This is a genomic window from Stenotrophomonas sp. STEN033 (assembly GCF_056856655.1).
Map to the genome: position 1 here is coordinate 93591 of NZ_JBXFWM010000002.1, position 19984 is coordinate 113574.

At 65.1% G+C, this 19984-nt stretch carries 19 protein-coding genes; 18 read left to right on the plus strand and 1 reads right to left on the minus strand.

Features of this window, described 5'->3' with window-relative positions; all coding sequences use genetic code 11:
* Positions 1 to 37: 37 nt before the first annotated feature.
* Positions 38 to 292 (minus strand): GlsB/YeaQ/YmgE family stress response membrane protein, encoded by a 255-nt coding sequence (locus AC1VXC_RS01485; protein WP_282270042.1) that lies wholly within the window; start codon positions 290 to 292, stop codon positions 38 to 40.
* A gap of 102 nt (positions 293 to 394) precedes the next feature.
* On the opposite strand from AC1VXC_RS01485, the gene AC1VXC_RS01490 reads away from it, so the two are divergent.
* The 18 genes from AC1VXC_RS01490 to uvrD all read left to right on the plus strand — a co-directional run bounded on the left by AC1VXC_RS01490 (position 395) and on the right by uvrD (position 19956).
* A complete protein-coding gene (locus AC1VXC_RS01490) occupies positions 395 to 994 on the plus strand; it encodes a 4'-phosphopantetheinyl transferase family protein (protein ID WP_481538376.1) in 600 nt (199 codons plus the stop codon).
* 101 nt (positions 995 to 1095) lie between these two features.
* The gene (rsmG, locus tag AC1VXC_RS01495) at positions 1096 to 1737 is read left to right on the plus strand and encodes a 16S rRNA (guanine(527)-N(7))-methyltransferase RsmG (RefSeq protein ID WP_282270046.1); all 642 of its coding nucleotides are present in this window, start codon (positions 1096 to 1098) and stop codon (positions 1735 to 1737) included.
* Between the two features lie 328 nt (positions 1738 to 2065).
* Positions 2066 to 2863 (plus strand): ParA family protein, encoded by a 798-nt coding sequence (locus tag AC1VXC_RS01500; RefSeq protein WP_282270048.1) that lies wholly within the window; start codon positions 2066 to 2068, stop codon positions 2861 to 2863.
* Positions 2863 to 3777 carry a ParB/RepB/Spo0J family partition protein gene (locus AC1VXC_RS01505; protein WP_481538377.1) on the plus strand — a complete coding sequence of 305 codons (915 nt, stop codon included), beginning with the start codon at positions 2863 to 2865 and terminating at the stop codon, positions 3775 to 3777. The genes AC1VXC_RS01500 and AC1VXC_RS01505 overlap by 1 nt, the downstream gene beginning before the upstream one ends.
* Before the next feature lie 34 nt (positions 3778 to 3811).
* Positions 3812 to 4114, plus strand: coding sequence for a helix-hairpin-helix domain-containing protein (locus tag AC1VXC_RS01510; RefSeq protein ID WP_313493452.1), 303 nt, complete (start codon positions 3812 to 3814; stop codon positions 4112 to 4114).
* Positions 4111 to 5076, plus strand: a complete 966-nt coding sequence (locus tag AC1VXC_RS01515) for an SDR family NAD(P)-dependent oxidoreductase (protein WP_481538378.1) — start codon at positions 4111 to 4113, stop codon at positions 5074 to 5076. The genes AC1VXC_RS01510 and AC1VXC_RS01515 overlap by 4 nt, the downstream gene beginning before the upstream one ends.
* A gap of 72 nt (positions 5077 to 5148) precedes the next feature.
* Entirely contained in the window at positions 5149 to 5871 is a 723-nt protein-coding gene (locus AC1VXC_RS01520) for a glycosyltransferase family 2 protein (RefSeq protein ID WP_303748259.1), read from the plus strand.
* A gap of 2 nt (positions 5872 to 5873) precedes the next feature.
* Positions 5874 to 6209, plus strand: a complete 336-nt coding sequence (locus AC1VXC_RS01525) for a lipid-A-disaccharide synthase N-terminal domain-containing protein (protein WP_405051638.1) — start codon at positions 5874 to 5876, stop codon at positions 6207 to 6209.
* Between the two features lie 109 nt (positions 6210 to 6318).
* The gene (locus AC1VXC_RS01530) at positions 6319 to 8103 is read left to right on the plus strand and encodes a DUF885 domain-containing protein (protein WP_481538379.1); all 1785 of its coding nucleotides are present in this window, start codon (positions 6319 to 6321) and stop codon (positions 8101 to 8103) included.
* Positions 8104 to 8542: 439 nt separating this feature from the next.
* Positions 8543 to 8926 carry a hypothetical protein gene (locus tag AC1VXC_RS01535; protein ID WP_313172688.1) on the plus strand — a complete coding sequence of 128 codons (384 nt, stop codon included), beginning with the start codon at positions 8543 to 8545 and terminating at the stop codon, positions 8924 to 8926.
* 54 nt (positions 8927 to 8980) lie between these two features.
* Positions 8981 to 10261 carry a TolC family protein gene (locus tag AC1VXC_RS01540; protein WP_481538380.1) on the plus strand — a complete coding sequence of 427 codons (1281 nt, stop codon included), beginning with the start codon at positions 8981 to 8983 and terminating at the stop codon, positions 10259 to 10261.
* On the plus strand, positions 10258 to 11262 hold the full coding sequence (locus tag AC1VXC_RS01545; protein WP_481538381.1) for an efflux RND transporter periplasmic adaptor subunit: 1005 nt from the start codon (positions 10258 to 10260) through the stop codon (positions 11260 to 11262). The genes AC1VXC_RS01540 and AC1VXC_RS01545 overlap by 4 nt, the downstream gene beginning before the upstream one ends.
* Before the next feature lie 32 nt (positions 11263 to 11294).
* The gene (locus AC1VXC_RS01550; protein ID WP_481538382.1) at positions 11295 to 14462 is read left to right on the plus strand and encodes an efflux RND transporter permease subunit; all 3168 of its coding nucleotides are present in this window, start codon (positions 11295 to 11297) and stop codon (positions 14460 to 14462) included.
* 327 nt (positions 14463 to 14789) lie between these two features.
* Positions 14790 to 15407, plus strand: a complete 618-nt coding sequence (locus AC1VXC_RS01555; protein ID WP_481538383.1) for a cation efflux transmembrane domain-containing protein — start codon at positions 14790 to 14792, stop codon at positions 15405 to 15407.
* Between the two features lie 224 nt (positions 15408 to 15631).
* Positions 15632 to 15868, plus strand: coding sequence for a 50S ribosomal protein L28 (rpmB, locus tag AC1VXC_RS01560; protein WP_313174156.1), 237 nt, complete (start codon positions 15632 to 15634; stop codon positions 15866 to 15868).
* Positions 15869 to 15878: 10 nt separating this feature from the next.
* A complete protein-coding gene (rpmG, locus tag AC1VXC_RS01565) occupies positions 15879 to 16046 on the plus strand; it encodes a 50S ribosomal protein L33 (RefSeq protein WP_172675037.1) in 168 nt (55 codons plus the stop codon).
* A gap of 153 nt (positions 16047 to 16199) precedes the next feature.
* Positions 16200 to 17576, plus strand: a complete 1377-nt coding sequence (locus tag AC1VXC_RS01570; RefSeq protein WP_481538384.1) for an FAD/NAD(P)-binding protein — start codon at positions 16200 to 16202, stop codon at positions 17574 to 17576.
* A gap of 184 nt (positions 17577 to 17760) precedes the next feature.
* Positions 17761 to 19956 carry a DNA helicase II gene (gene uvrD, locus AC1VXC_RS01575; protein WP_481538385.1) on the plus strand — a complete coding sequence of 732 codons (2196 nt, stop codon included), beginning with the start codon at positions 17761 to 17763 and terminating at the stop codon, positions 19954 to 19956.
* Positions 19957 to 19984: the final 28 nt, after the last annotated feature.

The following is a 19984-nucleotide window of genomic DNA, read 5'->3' on the forward strand; positions in this document are numbered from 1 at the left end:
TGCCAGCCGGGCCTCGGTCGAATCGGCGCCAGAGCGGTTAACGCACGCTTTTGCGTGTGAACAGATTGACGATGGCCAGCAATACCACCGCGCCGACCAGTGACAACAGGAAGGAGCGTACGGTGATCGCACCATTGATGCTGCCGCCGCTGAAGAAGAAGCCGGCGATCATGGCGCCAACGATGCCCACCACGATGTTCAGGATGATGCCCTGCTGCGCATCGCGGCGCATGATGATGCTGGCCAGCCAACCCACGACGCCACCAATAATCAACCAGATGATGATGCCCATGCGCGAACCTCCCTGCCGTGAAGCACCCCGAAAGGTGCGGTGGCGACAGTCAACGCGCAGTGGCGTTAAGAACATGTTTGTCCGGGCAGGGGCCTGTTCAGCATGAGCCCCGCTGGTCGCCATTGGCAGTTTGGTCAGGTGGAGGTATGGCTGTTGCCGCATACCCCCGGAACCCGTGGTGAGCCGCAGGCCCGCGAGGTGCTGGCCGGTGTTTTCGACACCACGCCCGAGGCCTTGCCGCTGACCCGCGATGAGCGCAGTCGGCCCTGGCTGATCGGCGAGCTGGCGCATTACGGCACCGGCTGGAGCCATAGCGGCGGCCATCTGCTGGTGGCGCTGGGCGAGGGCGCACGCCTGGGCGTGGACCTGGAACGGCAGCGGCCACGCAAGCAGATGCGCGAGGTGATCCGTCGTTTCTTCCACCCGGAGGAGATTGCCTGGCTGGATGCACTGGACGACAGCGGCTGCGAACACTGGTTCTTCCGCGTGTGGTGTGCCAAGGAGGCGCTGCTGAAGGCGCACGGGCATGGCATTTCGTTCGGGCTGGAGAAGCTGCGCTTCGCCCCGGATGCGGCGGGGGCGTTGCAGCTGGTGTGGTGCGCCCCGGGCTTGGGCGATGCTGCGCGCTGGCATTTATATGAGTGGCAGGCGACGGAGGATTTCCGCGCCGCGCTGGCGTGGTACCCCATTGAGCAGGAGTGAGTGAAGAGGAGTAAGGAGCGAGAAGGCGCGGCTTCTGCTGTTGCTCTCTCTCCTTCCTCACTCCTCTTCACTCGTTTCTGCTCTTTGCGATAATCCCCGTCATGAACGACACCACTCTCCCGCGCGAAGTCGCCAGCGACCTCGACCACGGCTTGAAGGCCATGGGTCTGGACGCCGCTTTGGCCAAGCCCCTGCTGGCCTACCTGACCCTGCTGGTGCGCTGGAATCGCACCTATAATCTCACCGCCATCCGCGATCCGCGCGAAATGGTGACCCGCCATCTGCTCGACTCGCTGGCCATGGCCGAGCATGTCAGCAGCGGCAGTCTGGCCGATCTGGGCACCGGCCCCGGCTTGCCGGGCATTCCGCTGGCGATCACCCACCCGCAGCTGCAGGTGACCCTGGTCGAGAGCAACGGCAAGAAGGCCCGCTTCATGCGCGAGGCCGTGCGCCAGCTTGGTCTGGGTAATGCCCGCGTCGCCGAATCCCGCGCCGAAGCGCTGGATGAGCCGGGTGCCTACGACAACCTCACTGCCCGTGCCATGGATACGCTGGCCGGCATCATCGAGGTTGGCGGTCATCTGCTGCGTCCGGGTGGCCAGTTGCTGGCGATGAAGGGGGTGTACCCGCACGAAGAGATCGCCCAGCTGCCCGCCGGCTGGCAGGTGCTGGAAGTGCGCCCGCTGCAGGTGCCAGGGTTGGTTGGTGACCGACATCTGGTGGTGGTGGAGCGCAAGGGCTAGAGCTGTAGTGCCGAGCCATGCTCGGCAGGGGGCTTTACCGGCCGAGGCCAAAGCTACCCCTCCCCAGCCCTCCCCTTGGCTTCGCCAAAGGGAGGGGACTAGAGCGGTAGTGCCGAGCCATGCTCGGCAGGGGGCTTTACCGGCCAAGGTCAAAAGCTCCCCCCCAACCCTCCCCTTGGCTGCGCCAAAGGGAGGGGGCACGGCCAAAGCAGGGCAAATCGAGGCACATTCCCACCCCAAAGCCGCCCGGAACACGGAAACCGATTTCCGCCTGCGCGCCGCTACCCCCATAATGACCAGTCCAACTTCGCCAACGAGGCTCTCCTGCATGGCTCGCATCATCGCCATCGCCAACCAGAAAGGCGGCGTCGGCAAGACCACGACGGCTGTCAATCTGGCTGCTTCCCTTGCCGCCGCGCCCAAGCGCGTGCTGCTGGTCGACCTAGACTCGCAGGGCAACGCGACCATGGGCAGTGGTGTGGACAAGCGTGAGGTGGCTGCGTCCACCTGTGACCTGCTGCTGGGTGAGGTCACCGCCGCCGAAGTGCGCGTCACCACGCCGGAAGGCTTCGACCTGCTGCCAGGCAACATCGACCTGACCGCGGCCGAGATCCAGCTGATGGACCAGGGTGAACGCGAACAGCGCCTCAAGCGCGCGCTGGCACCCATCCGCGATCAATACGACTACATCCTGATCGACTGCCCGCCGGCGCTGTCGCTGCTGACGCTGAACGCGCTGGCCGCCGCCGACTCGGTGATCGTGCCGATGCAGTGCGAGTACTACGCGCTGGAAGGCCTGAGCGCGCTGGTCGAGACCATCGATGCGCTGAAGATCAACCTCAATCCGGCGCTGGAGATCGAAGGCGTGCTGCGCACCATGTTCGACGTGCGCAACAACCTGGCCAATGCGGTGTCGGCGCAGCTCACCGAGTACTTCGGCGACCGCGTGTTCCGCACCATCGTGCCGCGCAACGTGCGCCTGGCCGAGGCGCCCAGCCATGGCCAGAGCATCGTCGGCTACGACCGCGCCTCGCGCGGCGGCGTGGCCTACCTGGGCCTGGCCGGCGAGATCATCCGCCGCAACAACGAACGCAAGCAGCCCTCCCGGGCCGTGGAGGCTGTCTGATGAGTGCAGCGAAAAAGCGCGGTCTTGGCCGTGGTCTTGATGCCCTGCTGGGCCCGAAGGGCGCAGTCACCCCGGTCACCGTCGCTGCCGTCGCCGAGCCGCAACCCGGCGAAGTGCTGCGCAAGCTGCCCATCGACCAGCTGCAACCCGGCAAGTACCAGCCGCGTCGCGACATGGACGAGGGCAAGCTGGCCGAACTGGCCGAGTCGATCAAGGCACAGGGCATCATCCAGCCCATCCTGGTGCGCCAGATCGAGGGCGGCAGCTACGAAATCATCGCCGGTGAACGCCGTTGGCGCGCGTCGCGCCTGGCCGGGCTGGACGAAGTGCCGGTGGTGGTGCGCGAGCTGGAAGACCGCACCGTCATCGCGATGGCGCTGATCGAGAACATCCAGCGCGAAGACCTCAACCCGCTGGAGGAAGCCGAAGCACTGGCGCGCCTGGTCAGCGAGTTCTCGCTGACCCATGCCGAAGCCGCGCAGGCGGTTGGCCGCTCGCGTGCCTCGGTGTCCAACCTGCTACGCCTGATCGATCTGCCCATCGGCGTGCGCGTGCTGCTGGAAACCCGCCGCCTGGAAATGGGCCACGCCCGCGCGCTGCTGACGCTGGCGCCGGAAATGGCCACCAAGCTGGCCGAAGAAGCCGCCGAGCAGGGCTGGTCGGTGCGTGAAGTCGAGCACCGCGCGCAGCAGTTCGCCGCCGGCAAGGTGCCGGGTGCACGCAAGGCCAAGCCGGCGCCGAGCGCGCCGCAGGCTGATATCGCATCGCTGGAGACCGAGCTGTCCGAGTCGCTGGGCGCCAAGGTGGCGATCAGCCACGGCCGTGGCGGCAAGGGCAAGCTGGTCATCCATTACACCGATCTGGACACGCTGGACGGCGTGCTGGAGCGGCTGCGCACGCGCCAGCAAGGCTGACGCTCCTGTTCCCCATCGAGGTGCAAGCAAGGCAATGAACCCCTCCAAGGTCGATCGCAATCATCTGTTGCGTCTGACCGACCTGCCGAATGTCGGGCCGGCCTGTGAAAAGGATCTCCGTCTGATCGGGATCCGGGTTCCCGCGCACCTGCGCGGGCGCGATCCCTACGATATGTACGCCCAGCTATGCCTGAAGACCGGCGTGGTGCATGACCCCTGCGTGATCGACGTGTTCCTGTCCGTCGTCCGTTTCCTGGGCGGCGAAGCACCGCAGCCGTGGTGGGTCTACAGCAAGGAGCGCAAGGCCACCCTGGCGCGGGAGCCGATGACACTATGACGGTACTGGTCACCGGCGCGGCCGGCTTCATTGGTGCCTATACCTGCCAGGCCCTGGCGGCACGCGGCGAGCGCGTGGTGGGGTTGGATAACTTCAACGACTACTACGACCCGCAGCTCAAGCGCGATCGGGTGGCCGCGCTGTGCCCGCAACTGGATATGCGCGCGCTGGACATCACCGACCGCGACGGCCTGGCTGCGCTGTTCGATGAAATCCAGCCGACCCAGGTGATCCACCTGGCCGCGCAGGCCGGCGTGCGCTATTCGCTGGAAAACCCGCACGCCTACGTCGACAGCAACCTGGTCGGCTTCGTCAACGTGCTGGAGCTGTGCCGCCACCGCGGCGTGCAGCACCTGGTGTATGCGTCCAGCAGCTCGGTGTATGGCAACTCGGCCACGCCGCCGTTCTCCGAAGACCAGCGCGTGGACCAACCGCGCTCGCTGTACGCGGCCACCAAGGCTGCCAACGAGTTGATGGCCTATACCTATGCGCAGCTGTACGGCCTGAAGGCCACCGGCCTGCGTTTCTTCACGGTCTATGGTCCTTGGGGCCGGCCGGACATGGCGCCGCTGCTGTTCGCGCGCGCGGTGCTGGCCGGGCGCAGCATCGATGTGTTCAACAACGGCCACATGCGGCGTGACTTCACACATGTTTCCGACATCGTCGCCGGTATCCTCGGGGCGCTGTCGCATCCCTCCGCCCAGGCCACACCCCATCAGGTGTTCAACCTGGGCAACCACACCCCGGTGGAGCTGGAACATTTCGTCGACGTGATCGCCTCGGCCGCGGGGCACCCGGTGCACAAGGTCTACAAGCCGATGCAGCCGGGCGACATGGTGGAAACCATGGCCGACACCGCGCGCGCCCAGGCGGCGTTCGGCTATGCGCCGAGCACGCCGATCGAGCTGGGCCTGCCGCCGGTGGTGGAGTGGTGCCGCAACTACTTCGGGTCAAGCGCCTGACTCACCTTCCGCTAAGTTGAGTTTTGGAAAATGCGTGACCTTTCTTCAAATGCACAACCTGCGGAACCAGCAATGAACCAGCCCAGCCTCTCGGTGGTTGTTCCCGTCTTCAACGAACGCGACAACGTCGCGCCGCTGGTCAATGAAATAACCGCTGCATTACGTGGCCAGATCGATTTCGAGATCGTCTACGTCGACGACAATTCCAAGGACGACAGCCTGCAGGTGCTGCAGGCGCTGAAGGCGACAAACCCGGAACTGCGGGTGTTGCACCACGTCAGCCAGAGCGGGCAGAGCACGGCAGTGCGTACCGGTGTCAAGGCCGCGCGCGCGCCGTGGATCGCCACCCTCGACGGTGATGGCCAGAACGACCCGGCCGATATCCCCAAGCTGCTGGCCGCACGTGCCAAGGCCGATGCGCAGGTCAGGCTGTTCGCCGGCTGGCGCGTCAACCGCCAGGACTCGGGCAGCAAGCGCTGGGCCAGCAAGTGGGCCAACGCCATCCGCGCGCGCATGCTGCGCGATGACACCCCGGACACCGGCTGCGGCATCAAGCTGTTCGAGCGCGCTGCCTTCCTCGACCTGCCGTATTTCGACCACATGCATCGCTACCTGCCGGCGCTGATGCAGCGTGCCGGCTGGAAGACGGTGAGCGTGCCGGTCAACCATCGTCATCGCACCGCTGGCGTATCCAAGTACAACAACCTCGGCCGCGCGCTGGTTGGCATCCGCGACCTGCGTGGCGTGGCCTGGCTGATCACCCGTTCCAAGCGCACCGCGGTGGAAGAGGTCTGAGCATGGATTTCATGAACCAACCGCTGGTGTGGCTGGAGTGGACCGGCGTGCACATGTCGCCGTGGAAGCTGATCGGGCTGACCGGTGCGTTGATGTTCGGCGGCCGCTGGCTGGTGCAGTTCGTCGCCTCGCGCCGCGCCGGCAAACCGGTGATCCCACGCCTGTTCTGGTACATGAGCGTGCTCGGCAGCCTGATGACGCTGAGCTACTTCCTGTTCTCGTCCAAGCAGGATGCGGTGGGTGTGGTGCAGAACCTGTTCCCCGCGTTCACCGCGCTCTACAGCCTGCGCCTGGATATCAAGCACCGTGGCTGGCAGCGCGACAAAGCCGGTCACTGAGCCGGCGACTGTGCCCAAATCCGGCGGTTTGCCGCCCGAATCCGTCTAGGTCGGGCGGCAGCTTCAATGCGATGATCGGGGTGAATGAACCACCTGGGGAATACCGATCGTGAAATCGCCGTTGACCGTTGCGCTGCTGCTCACCCTTGGCCTGAGCGCCACCCCGGCCTTTGCCGCCGCACCGTCGGCCCCGGCCACGCTGGCCACCCAATCGCTGGATGACCAGTTCAAGGCCATCTATGAGAAGGAGTGGGCCTGGCGCCAGACCGGTGGCGGCGAAGCCAGCGAAGACAGCGACGCCCCGGCCAACAGCACGCGCCTGCCCGACGTCAGCGCCGAAGCACAGCAGGCGCGCCTGAAGGTATGGGACGAGGTGCTGGGCCAGCTCAAGGCCATCGACCCGAGCAAGCTCTCGGCCGAAAACCAGATCAACTACGCCATCTATCACTACCAGGTCGAAAGCCTGGCCGATGAAGTGCGTCTGGGCAGCTACGAGATGCCGTTCAATTCGGATTCCTCGTTCTGGTCGAATCTGAGTTTCATGGCCCGCCGCGAGATGAAGACGGCGGAGGATTACCGCAACTACATCGCGCGCTTGAATGATGTGCCGCGTTACTTCGACCAGCAGATGGTCAATATGCGCGCCGGCCTTGCCCGTGGCTTCAGCGTGCCGCGCGCGGTGCTGGAAGGCCGCGACGTCTCCATCTCGACCGTGGCCGAGTTGAAGGACCCGACCGAGTCGCCGTTGTACGAGCCGCTGAAGAAGCTGCCCAGCAGCATTCCGGCGGCCGAGCAGGCCAAGCTGCAGGCCGATGCCAGGCAGGCCATCAGCGGCAGTGTGGTGCCGGCCTTCGGCAAGTTGCTGACCTTCTACCGGCAGGAATACGTGCCGCAGTCGCGCACCACCCTGGCAGCCGAGAAAATGCCGGGCGGCAAGGAGTTCTACCGCCAGCAGATCCGCGAATACACCACGCTGGACCTGAGCCCGCAGCAGATCCATGCGCAGGGCCTGGCCGAGGTGAATCGCATCCAGCAGGAAATGAACGCCATCATCGACAAGGTGGGCTTCAAGGGTAAGAGCGAGCAGACCCGCTTCGCTGACTTCCTCGAATTCCTGCGTACCGACCCGCAGTTCTACGCCAAGACGCCGGACGAACTGCTGTGGCGTGCAGCGTGGATCTCCAAGCGCGTGGACGGCGTGATCGGCAAGTACATGACCTTGCCGCGCGCGCGCTTCACCATCGTGCCGGTGCCGCCGGATATCGCCCCGTTCTGGACCGCCGGCCGCGGCGGCATGGGCACCTACTGGCTCAATACCTACAACCTGCCGGCGCGCCCGCTGTACAACCTGCCGGCCCTGACCCTGCATGAGTCCGACCCCGGCCACGCCCTGCAGGGCGCACTCGCCGCCGAGCAGACCGGCCAGCCCGAGTTCCGCCGCACTGCGTATATCTCGGCCTATGGCGAAGGCTGGGGCCTGTACACCGAGAAGCTCGGCGTCGACATGGGCATCTACCAGACCCCATACGAAGACTTCGGCCGCCTGACCTATGAAATGTGGCGTGCCTGCCGCCTGGTGATCGACACCGGCGTGCACCACTACGGTTGGGATCGCGACCGCGCGATTGCCTACCTGCGTGACCACACCGCGCTCAGCGAGCACGAAGTCACCACCGAAGTGGACCGCTACATCTCCTGGCCGGCGCAGGCACTGAGCTACAAGCTGGGCGAGATCACCATCGTCAAGCTGCGCGCACAGGCCGAGAAGGAACTGGGCGACAAGTTCGACATCAAGGGCTTCCACGACGCCGTACTCAAGCAGGGCTCGGTGCCGCTGCCGGTGCTGGAGCAGCAGATCAACGCTTACATCGCCGAGCGTAAGGCGGCGAAGTAAAGCCTTGCCCCCTCCCTTGCGCAACGCGCAGGGGAGGGTCGGGGAGGGGTGCTCTTGGCAGAAATCCCAGGCGATAAGCCAAAGCCAAAGCCACCCCTCTCCCCAACCCCTCTCCCGCAAGGGGAGAGGGGCTTTAGAACACTGCGAGCGCAAGCACCGTCTGTAATTGCAGCTGTAGCCCCTCTCCCGCAAGGGGAGAGGGGCTTTAGAACACTGCGAGCGCAAGCACCGTCTGTAATTGCAGCTGTAGCCCCTCTCCCCTCGCGGGAGAGGGGTTGGGGAGAGGGGGAGCACCGCAGGTGCAACCGCAACAAGCAAAGCCACCCCCTCCCAGCCTCCCCCTTGGCTACGCCAAAGGGGAGGGGCAACAGCGCACAGCTGAACCGCCGCAACCACACTGCGATTGTGTAACCCATCGAGCACCGGCTAACCTGCGCCGATGCTGCACGCCCTGCGCCACCGTCGCCTCCACCTGCTACGCCTGCTGATGCTGGCGCTGGTTGGCCTTGGCGTATTCGGCACTTCGCTGGCCGCAGCACTGACCGACATCCACATGCTGGCGCACACCGACATCGGTGCCGACGTGCACGAGCACGACGACAGCAAGCTGGCCACGGCCCCGGATGCCGAGGACAGTGCCAACGCCCTGCTGCATGCCTTGGTGCACTGCGTGGACTGCCATGGTCACGGCGGCGTGCTGCCAACTGTCACTCCCGCCTGGATCGTGGCATCACCGCCTGCACAGCAGGCTGTGCCCATCCTCGGCACGCAAGCGGTCACGCACCCGACCGAGAGCCTGTTCCGCCCCCCGATAGCCGTCTGACGTCCCGGCCCCTTGGCCGGTCCCCACGTCTGAACCTGCTATCTGGAGAAACCCATGTGGATGCGCCTGGCGGCTGTTGTCGCCTTTGCGCTGGTGCCGCGCGCGTATGCGCAGGTGCCGGCGTCTGCTGTGCCGTTGACGCTGAAAGATGCCATCGTCCGCGTTGCCCTTGATCACCCTGAGCTGCGTCTGATCGATGCGCAGCGTCCTGTACTTGAAGCCCGCCGCGACGCCGCGTTGCTGCGCCCGCCCATGCAGCTGGGCGTGGAACTGGAGAACCTGCTCGGCAGCGGTGATACCCGCGGCGTGCAGGGCGCCGAAGCCACCGTCAGTCTGTCCGGTGTGCTGGAGCGCGGCGACAAGCTCGATGCGCGCCGCATGCTGGCCCAGGCCAATATCGATGCACTGGCGCCGCAACGCGCCACCGCACGCCTCGATCTGCTCGCCGAAACCGCACGCCGTTACCTCGCGGTGGCACAGGCGCAAGCAGCACTGCAGATCGCCAATACCGATATCGAGCAGCGTCGCCGCGCGGTTTCCGCCGCGCGCCTGCGGTTGCAGGCAGGCGCTTCGCCAGAGTCGGTGCTGTTCACCGCGCAGGCGATGCTGGCGCAGGCGGAACTGGATCGCGATCGTGCCATCGAAGAAGTCAGCGCAGCGCGGCTGTCGCTGGCCGCTTTGTGGGGTGCGCGTACGCCTGACTTCAAGGCGGTGAGTGGCGATGCGCTGCAACTGCCGGCACTGCGTGATTTCGCATCGCTCAATGACGATCTGCAACGCGCACCGGAGCTGGCCGAACTGCTGGGCGAGCAACGTATCCGCGAGGCGCAGCTGCAACTGGTGCGCACCCGCAGCCGTCCGGATTGGAACTGGCAGGTGGGCGTGCGCAACAGCCGCGCCGACAACGCCACCTCGCTGGTCGGCGGCTTCAGCATCCCGCTCGGCAGCGCTCGCCGCGCCGCGCCGGAAATCCGCGAGGCCGAGGCGGATCTTGCCCTGCTGCCGTATCAACGCCAGGCCCGCCAGCAACAGTTGTACGCCACCCTGGCCGAGGCACACGGGCGCTATGTCACCGCACGCCTTGAAGTACAGCGCATGCAGGCTGACGTGCTGCCGCAGTTGCAGAAGGCCGAGCGCGCCGCCGAGCAGGCATGGCGCGCCGGTGCTGCCAGCTATATGGAGTGGGCGCAGCTGCAGGCCATGCGCATTGAATCGCGCCAGCGCCAGTTGGACGCCGCTATTGCTGCACAGACCGCGCTGATCGAGATCCAGCGCCTCACCGGCCAGGGAATGCTGGCCACCGATGCAACCGTTACCGTGGAGAACGCAGGATGAGCCGTCCGATCAATGTTGTCGCTGCCGGCGTACTGGCAATGAGTCTGCTGCTGGTCGGCTGCGGTACAAAGCCGGCGCCTGAAGCCAGCGCTGGCGCAGCAGAAGAAGCGGGCCATGACCACGATGAAGAAAAAGGTGGCGAAGCTGACGACCACGCCCATGACGCGGGCGAGAAAGCGGATGCTGACCGCACCACCATCAAGGCTGCCATGGCCGAGCAGGCCGGCATCCGCAGCGCCGCCGCGCAGGCCGGCACCATCGCCGACGAGCATGAGGTGCAGGGCCTGCTGACGCCGGTGGATGGGCGGGTGGCGCAGGTGATGGCGCGCTTCCCCGGCCCGATCCGTACCCTGCGTGCCAATGTGGGTGATCGCGTCAGCGCTGGCCAGACCCTGGCCAGCATCGACAGCAACCTCAGCCTGACCACCTACAGCATCAGCGCGCCAATCAGCGGCGTGGTGCTGTCGCGGCAGGCACAGGTGGGCGCGGTCGCGGGCGAGGGCACCCCGCTGTTCGAGATCGGCGACCTGTCCGAGCTGTGGGTGGACCTGCATATCTTCGGCAACGACACCCAGCACATCACCGCCGGCGTGCCGGTCACGGTCACCCGCATGACCGATGGCGTCAGCCAGAGCACCACGCTGGAGCGCGTGCTGCCCGGCACCGCCACTGCAAGCCAGAGCACCGTGGCCCGTGCCAGCGTGCGCAATGACGATGGCCTGTGGCGGCCCGGTGCGGCGGTGAAGGCGCGCATCGTGGTGGCAATGCAGCCGGCAGCGGTGGTCGTGCCGCTTTCCGCACTGCAGACCATGGAAGGCCGCGAGGTGGTGTTCGTGCGTGACGGCGACACGTATACCGCACGCCCGGTGGTGCTGGGCGCACGCGATGCAGGCAAGGTCGAGGTCAAGGACGGCCTGCGCGTTGGCGAGCAGGTCGTGGTCGAGCAGAGCTATGTGGTCAAGGCCGACATCGGCAAGGCGGGGGCTGCGCATGAACATTGATCATCGCCTCTTCCAACGCGGAGGGCGCCGCCATGCTTGAGCGCATCATCCGCAGCGCCATCGCCCATCGCTGGATGATGATGGTGCTTACTTTCGCGTTGATCGCGATCGGCAGCTGGAGCTTCACCCGCCTGTCCATCGACGCCACGCCGGACATCACCAACGTCCAGGTGCAGATCAACACCGCCGCCGATGGCTACTCGCCATTGGAGACGGAACAGCGCATCACCTATCCGGTGGAAACAGTGATGGCGGGTCTGCCGAAACTCGAACAGGTACGTTCGCTGTCACGCTACGGCCTGTCGCAGGTGACGGTGGTGTTCAAGGACGGCACCGACCTGTACTTCGCGCGCCAGCAGGTGGCCGAACGCCTGCAGCAGGTGAAGTCGCAGCTGCCCGATGGTTTGGATCCGCAGCTGGGACCGATTGCCACCGGCCTGGGCGAGATCTTCATGTACACCATCGACGCCGATCCCAAGGCGCGCAAACCCGATGGTTCGCCGTATACCGCCACCGACCTGCGCACCTTGCAGGACTGGGTGGTGCGGCCGCAGCTGCGCAATGTGCCTGGTGTTACCGAGGTCAATACGATTGGCGGCTACCAGCGGCAGATCCATATCACCCCGGATCCGGCCAAGCTGCGTGCGCTGGGCTTCACCCTGGATGATGTCGCCGAAGCGGTGGAAGGCAACAACCAGAACATCGGTGCCGGTTACATCGAGCGCAACGGCCAGCAGTTCCTGGTGCGCGTGCCCGGTCAAGTCGCCGGTTTGGAGGAGATCGGCAACATCGTGCTGGCCCGCCGCGAAGGCGTGCCCATCCATGTGCATGACGTGGCCGACGTGGCCGAAGGGCCGGAGCTGCGCAGCGGTGCCGCCACCCAGAACGGCCACGAGGTGGTGATGGGTACGGTGGTGATGCTGGTCGGCGCCAATAGCCGCGAGGTGGCGCAGGCGGCAGCGGCCAAGCTGGAACAGGCGCAGCGCAGCCTGCCCGAAGGCGTCACCGTCACCGCCAGCTACGATCGCACCGCGCTGGTCGATCGCACCATCCAGACTGTCGCCAAGAACCTGCTGGAAGGCGCGTTGCTGGTGATCGTGGTGTTGTTCCTGTTGCTGGGCAACTTCCGTGCGGCACTGATTACCGCCGCGGTGATTCCGCTGGCAATGCTGTTCACCCTGACCGGCATGGCGCGTGGCGGCGTCTCTGCCAACCTGATGAGTCTTGGTGCGTTGGACTTCGGCCTGATTGTCGATGGCGCGGTGATCATCATCGAGAACTGCCTGCGTCGCTTCGGCGAGCGCACCCACGCGCTGGGCCGGGCGATGACCCGCGAGGAACGCTTCGCCGAAACCGCCAGTGCCACCGCCGAGGTCATCCGGCCCAGTCTGTTCGGCCTGGGCATCATCACCGCGGTTTACCTGCCGATCTTCGCGCTGACCGGCGTCGAAGGAAAAATGTTCCACCCGATGGCGATCACCGTGGTGCTGGCGTTGAGCGGTGCGATGTTGCTGTCGTTGACCTTCGTGCCCGCGGCGATTGCGATGTTCCTCGGTGGCCGCGTGGAAGAGAAGGAGAACCGTCTGATGGCGTGGCTGCGTGCGCGCTATGAGCCGTTGTTGGCCTGGGTGATGCGACGTGGACGTTGGGTGGTTGCGGGTGCCTTGGTGCTGGTGGTTGGCTGTGGCTTGTTGGCAACGCGGCTGGGCAGCGAGTTCGTGCCCAATCTCGACGAAGGTGATATCGCGATGCACGCCATGCGCATCCCCGGCACCAGCCTTACGCAGTCGGTGAACATGCAGAAACAGGTGGAAGCACGCCTGCAGCAGTTGCCGGAAGTCGAAAAGGTGTTCTCCAAGATCGGCACGCCGGAAGTCGCCTCCGACCCGATGCCGCCCTCGGTCGCGGATACCTTCATCATGATGAAGCCGCGCAAGCAGTGGCCGGACCCGCGCAAGCCGCGCGCACAGCTGCTGGCGGAGCTGGAAGCAGCGGTGGAGGAATTGCCAGGCAACAACTACGAGTTCACCCAGCCCATCCAGATGCGCATGAACGAGTTGATCTCGGGCGTGCGTGCCGATGTGGCGGTGATGCTGTTCGGCGATGACATGGAAACGTTGGCGCAGGTCGGCCAGCGCATCGCCGCGGTGGCCACCAAGGTGCCCGGTGCAGCCGATGTGCGGCTGGAGGAAACCAGTGGCCTGCCCTTGCTGACGGTTACGCCCGATCGTGCGGCCTTGGCGGGCTACGGGCTCAACCCGGGTCAGCTGCAGTCCACCGTTTCCACCGCGGTAGGCGGGCGCGTGGCCGGGCAGTTGTTCGAGGGTGACCGTCGTTTCGACATCGTCGTACGCCTGCCGGAAAGCATCCGCCAGGACCCGGCAGCACTGGCCGATCTGCCGGTGTCGCTGGAGCCTGCGCTGGCACAGGACAGTGCGGATGAATCCAGTCGTGCAGGGGGCTGGCGCAGCGGCGATGCACGTACGGTTCCGTTGCGCGAGTTGGCGCGGATTGAAAGCAGTGAAGGCCCGAACCAGATCAACCGCGATAACGGCAAGCGCCGCATCGTGATTACTGCCAATGTGCGTGATCGCGACCTCGGTGGCTTTGTCAGCGAGCTGCAGCAGGCCATCGACGCGCAGGTGAAGGTGCCGGCTGGTTACTGGGTGGAATACGGCGGCAGCTTCGAGCAGCTGATTTCGGCCAGCCAGCGTCTGGCGGTGGTGGTGCCGGTGACCTTGCTGCTGATCTTCGCCTTGTTGTTCTGGGCCTTCGGTTCGGCGCGTGATGCCAGCATCGTGTTCAGCGGTGTGCCCTTGGCTTTGACGGGTGGCGTGCTGGCCTTGGCGCTGCGCGGCATTCCCTTGTCGATCTCGGCCGGTGTTGGTTTCATCGCGCTGTCTGGTGTGGCGGTGCTCAATGGCCTGGTGATGATCAGCTTCATCCGCCATCTGCGCGAGCAAGGCCGCAGTCTGGATGTGGCGGTGCGCGAGGGCGCACTGGGCCGTTTGCGCCCGGTGCTGATGACTGCCTTGGTGGCATCGCTGGGCTTCGTGCCGATGGCCTTCAACGTAGGCGCGGGTTCGGAAGTGCAGCGGCCGCTGGCAACTGTCGTCATCGGTGGCATCGTCTCGTCCACGTTGCTGACCTTGCTGGTGTTGCCGGTGCTCTATCGCTGGCTGCATCGGAACGGGAAGTAGCGCCTGCTTGGCGTGAAGCTTTGGCTTTGGCTTGAAGCTCCTGCTTCGCTTAAAGCCCCTGCTTCGCTTAAAGCCCCTCTCCCGTTCACGGGAGAGGGGTTGGGGTGAGGGCGGCTTTTCGCTGGTAAGGCCCTTGCCGAGCATGGCTCGGCACTACCTTTCTGGCCCCTCTCCCGTTTACGGGAGAGGGGTTGGGGTGAGGGCAAGCTTTTCGCTGGCAAGGCCCCTGCCGAGCATGGCTCGGCACTACCGTTGGCGGCTCGCTGATTTCTACTTGCCCTGGCACATCAGCGCGATAATCCAACAAAACATTCCTGCGGAACCCCAATGAGCGACTGCTGTGGCTGCGGCAAAACCCTGGAAGTCGAGCGCATGCAGGCGCAGCAGCGCCGCGTGCTCTACCAGGTGCTGGCAATCAACCTGATCACCTTCGTGATGATGATGCTCGCCGCCTGGCATAGCGGCTCGGCCTCGCTGCTGTCCGGCAGCCTGGATAACCTCGGCGACGCACTCACCTACGCACTCAGCCTGGCCGTGGTCGGCGCCAGCCTTGCCGCCAAGGCGCGGGTGGCCATGCTCAAGGCGGTCTTCATTCTGTGCGCGGCAATTGCGGTCGCTGCAGGCATTGCCTGGAAGCTGGCCCATCCGCATCTGCCGCTGTTCGAAAGCATGGGCATCGCCGCGCTGCTCAACCTTGCCGCCAATCTGTTCTGCGTGCGCCTGCTGTGGCCATACCGGCAGGGCGACATCAACCTGGCCTCGGCCTGGGCCTGTTCGCTGAATGACGTATACGAGGGCGGCGCGGTGATCCTGGCTGCGCTGGCGGTCTGGGCCTTCGGCGCCGGCTGGCCGGATCTGCTGATCGCCGTGGCCTTGCTGCTGCTGTTCCTGCGCTCGGCCTGGAAGGTGGCCCGGGCGGCGTGGCGGGAATTGGGGGCTGCCTGAATAGGCCCAATGGCATCCGCCAAGCCTCTGAATTGCAAGCAGGCCCTGGTCTGGGCATAATACGCGGCTCGCTGTGTCCGGAATTCTCCGGATCGGTGGCCGGGAACACGTCATCTGGCCATCCTTGTCAGCGTAACCCTTTGATTCCCATGACGCGTGGCGGGTAACCGCCGGGGCCGCCGTCTTCCTGGCTAAGGAAGTCATCAACATTACCGAGGTGCGCAATGTCCCGCGTATGCCAAGTTTCCGGCAAGCGAGTGCAGACGGGTAACAACGTCTCGCACGCCAACAACAAGACCCGTCGTCGTTTCATGCCGAACCTGCACGAGCGCCGTTTCTGGGTTGCCAGCGAGAACCGCTGGGTCAAGCTTCGTGTTTCCGCGCATGCACTGCGCACCATCGACAAGAACGGTATCGATTCCGTTCTGGCTGAGCTGCGTGCCCGCGGCGAAAAGGTCTGAGGAGTAAACGATCATGGCAGGTAAGCGCGATAAGGTCCGTATGATTTCCTCGGCCGGCACTGGCCACTTCTACACGACCGACAAGAACAAGAAGAACACCCCGGGGAAGATGGAATTCCTCAAGTACGATCCGGTTGTTCGCAAGCACGTGATGTACAAGGAAGGCAAGATCAAGTAATCCCCAGGGATTGTTTGAGCTGCTGTTCCAAGCAGAACCCGCCGAAAGGCGGGTTCTGTGTTTCAGGGCTGTGAAAAAGTTCCCGCCCTGCCAGCATGAATACATGCCCGTGCAGCATCAGGCGGGGGTACTGCATCGCCTACAATCGGGCAGATGAGTGTTATTGATACCCCTGCATTGTGTGATCTGGCCATCATTGGTGGTGGCGCCGCCGGCGTACTTGCCGCCATCGGTGTACTGCGTGGCGCAAGCCAGCCGCTGCGCCTGCTGGTGATCGAGCCGAACCTGCCGCTGGCCCGCGGCGTGGCCTATGCCACCACGCGCGAGGAGCACGTGCTGAACGTGCCGGCCGCCAAGATGAGCGGCTTTCCTGAACAACCCGATGACTTCCTTGATTACCTGTGTGAAGTGCAGGCGTTTCCTGCGCTGTCGCGGGAACAGGTGGCTGGGCAGTTCGTGTCGCGTCGGCATTACGCCGACTACCTGCGCTTGCGCCTGCAGCAGGCGGTGGACGCCAGTCCTGCGCAATTGGAGATTCTGGCTGCGCGGGTACAGGCGCTGCAGCCCAATCAGGAAGGCGTGCTGCTGACCCTGGATTCGGGCCGGCCAGTGCAGGCTGGGCGAGTGGTCCTGGCGGTGGGCAATGCGCTGCGGCCACTGCCGGCGCGCGGTGCCAGCAGTCTGGTCAGCGGCAAGCGCGTGGAGGCCTGGGATTACGCCGCGCTCGATGCCATTGCAGACAATGCCGATGTTGCGATCATTGGTTCCGGCCTGAGCATGGCGGACAGCGTGGCGACGCTGCAGGCCAACGGTCATCGCGGGCGTATCCATGTGCTGTCGCGGCATGCACTGCTGCCCTTGCCGCACGCCAAGGGTGCTGCCGCTGACTACGATCCCGAGCCTTTGCTGTCGATGAGCCTGCGCCAGCGCATGCACGCATTGCGGCGTCATGCAGCCGAGGCGGCAGCCCGCGATATTCCGTGGCAGAGCGTGATGGATCGTATCCGTCCGCTGGGTCAGCGCTTGTGGCAAAGCCTTTCATTCGACGACCAGCGTCGTTTCCTGCGGCATGTGGTGCGTTACTGGGACGTGCATCGCCACCGTATCGCCGCGCCGCTGCATGCGCAGCTGCAGGAGTTGCAGCTGGCCGGTCGCCTGCAGTTGCATCGCGGTCGCCTGGAAACCGCCGTTGCCGAAGGTGCCTGTGTGCGGCTGGGCGCGCTGAACCGCTGGCGTCAGCCGTTGCAGTTGGAAGTGCAATGCGTGGTCAACGCCACTGGCGTGGAGATGCGCGCGCAGGCGATGCGTAATCCGCTGCTGCAGCAGTTGCTGGGCAGTGGCGTGGGCCGTGCCGGCCCGCATGGAATCGGCCTGGATACAGCGGCCGACGGCAGCCTGATCGACGCCGATGGCATGGTTGAGCCGCGCGTGCAGGTGCTGGGCAGTCTGCGCATCGGCAGCCTGTGGGAAAGCCTGGCGATTCCTGAATTGCGTGGGCAGGCGGCAGCGGCGGCAAAGCAAGCCCTGTAGTGCTTCTGCCCCCTCCCTTTTGCGCAGCAAAGGGGAGGGTTGGGGAGGGGTTGGCTTTTGAGGCCTTTCGCGCGCTGCGAGCTTCGCGGCTGACGCCGCTCCTACAGAGGGGGCTGGTAAAGCCCCTGCCGAGCATGGCTCGGCACTACAGGTAGCGTTGGCCTGCTTCCCGTAAAATGGGCGCATGGATGTCTCCCACTTGCTCGACGGGCTGAACGCAGCCCAGCGCGAGGCCGTTTCCGCGCCTCTTGGTCACCACCTGATTCTTGCCGGCGCCGGTTCCGGCAAGACGCGTGTGCTTATCCATCGCATCGCCTGGCTTACCGAAGTCTGTGGCGTGCCCGCGCACGGCATCTTCGCGGTCACCTTCACCAACAAGGCGGCCGGCGAAATGCGCCACCGCATCGACCTGCAGCTGAGCAAGGGCAGCCGCGGCATGTGGATCGGTACCTTCCACGGCCTGGCCCATCGCCTGCTGCGCCTGCACTGGGCCGATGCCAGGCTGCCCGAAGCCTTCCAGGTGATGGATTCGGACGACCAGCTGCGCATGGTCAAGCGTGTGGTCCAGCAGCTTGAGCTGGACGACAGCAAGTACCCGCCCAAGCAGGTGATGTGGTGGATCAACACGCAGAAGGATGAGGGTCGGCGTCCGCAGCACATCCAGCCCGAGCCGCATGACCAGTGGGGCGAAACCCTGCGCCAGGCCTATGCGGCCTACCAGGAGCGCTGCGACCGGGCCGGCCTGGTCGACTTCGCCGAGCTGCTGCTGCGCGCGCATGAACTGCTGCGCGACAACCCGGCGCTGCTGGCGCATTACCGCGCCCGCTTCCGCGAGATCCTCGTCGACGAGTTCCAGGACACCAACGCCATCCAGTACGCCTTCGTGCGCGTGCTGGCCGGCGACAGCGCGCATGTATTCGTGGTCGGTGACGATGACCAGGCCATCTACGGCTGGCGCGGTGCCAAGGTCGAGAACGTGCAGCGCTTCCTCAAGGATTTCCCTGGCGCGCAGACCATCCGCCTGGAGCAGAACTACCGCTCCACCGCCAACATCCTTGGCGCCGCCAATGCGGTGATCGCGCACAACCCGGACCGCATCGGCAAACAGCTGTGGACCGACAGCGGCGACGGCGATCCCATCGACCTGTTTGCCGCCTACAACGAGATGGACGAGGCGCGTTACCTGGTCGAGCGTGCGCGGCAGTGGGTGCGTGATGGTGGCAGCTACGGTGATGTCGCCGTGCTCTACCGCAGCAACGCGCAGTCGCGTGCCTTCGAAGAAGCCCTGCTCAGCGAGCAGGTGCCGTACCGCGTGTACGGTGGCATGCGCTTCTTCGAGCGTGCTGAAATCAAGGACGCGTTGGCTTACCTGCGCCTGATGACCAACCGCAACGACGATGCGGCCTTCGAGCGTGCGGTGAACACACCGACGCGCGGCATTGGCGAGCGCACCCTGGATGAGGTGCGGCGCATCGCACGGCAGCAGGCGCTGCCATTGTGGGAGGCAGCGATGCTGGCCACGCAGGGCACCGATCTGACCTCCCGCGCGAAGAATGCGCTGGCCGGTTTCATCAACCTGGTGCAGCAGATCACCGCCGAAACCGGCGAGATGGATCTGTCCGAGCGCATCGATCACGTGCTGTCACGTTCGGCGCTGCGTGAGCACTGGGGCAAGGAGAGTCGCAACGCGTTGGATTCGGAATCGCGCACCGACAACCTCGACGAATTGATCTCGGTGGCCTCGCGCTTCGTGCGTCGCGAAGATGATATCGAGGAAGGCGCTGAGGACATGAGCGAGCTGGTGGCGTTCCTGTCCTATGCTTCGCTGGAAGCTGGCGAAGGCCAGGCACAGGCAGGTGAAGAGGGAGTGCAGCTGATGACGCTGCACTCGGCCAAGGGCCTGGAGTTCCCGCTGGTGTTCCTGGCCGGCATGGAAGAAGGCTTGTTTCCCAGTGCGCGTTCGCTCGAAGAAAGTGGGCGTCTGGAAGAAGAGCGCCGTCTGGCTTACGTCGGCATCACCCGCGCGCGGCAGAAGCTGGTACTCGGCTATGCCGAATCGCGCCGCATCCACGGCCAGGACAATTACAGCCTGCCGTCACGCTTCCTGCGTGAGATCCCGCGCGAGCTGCTCAACGAGGTTCGTCCCAAGGTGCAGGTCTCGCGCCCGGCCTCGCTGGGTGCCAACCGGGTGATGGGCGGTCACGCCAATATCGAAGCACCGCCGATCAAGCTGGGCGCGTTGGTGAATCACCCGAAGTTCGGCGAAGGTATGGTCACTGACTACGAAGGTAACGGCCAACACGCTCGCGTGCAGGTCGAGTTCGCTGACGCCGGCAGCAAGTGGTTGGTGATGGCGTATGCGAATCTGACGGTGATCTGATGTAGCCCGGGTAAGCGCAGCGCACCCG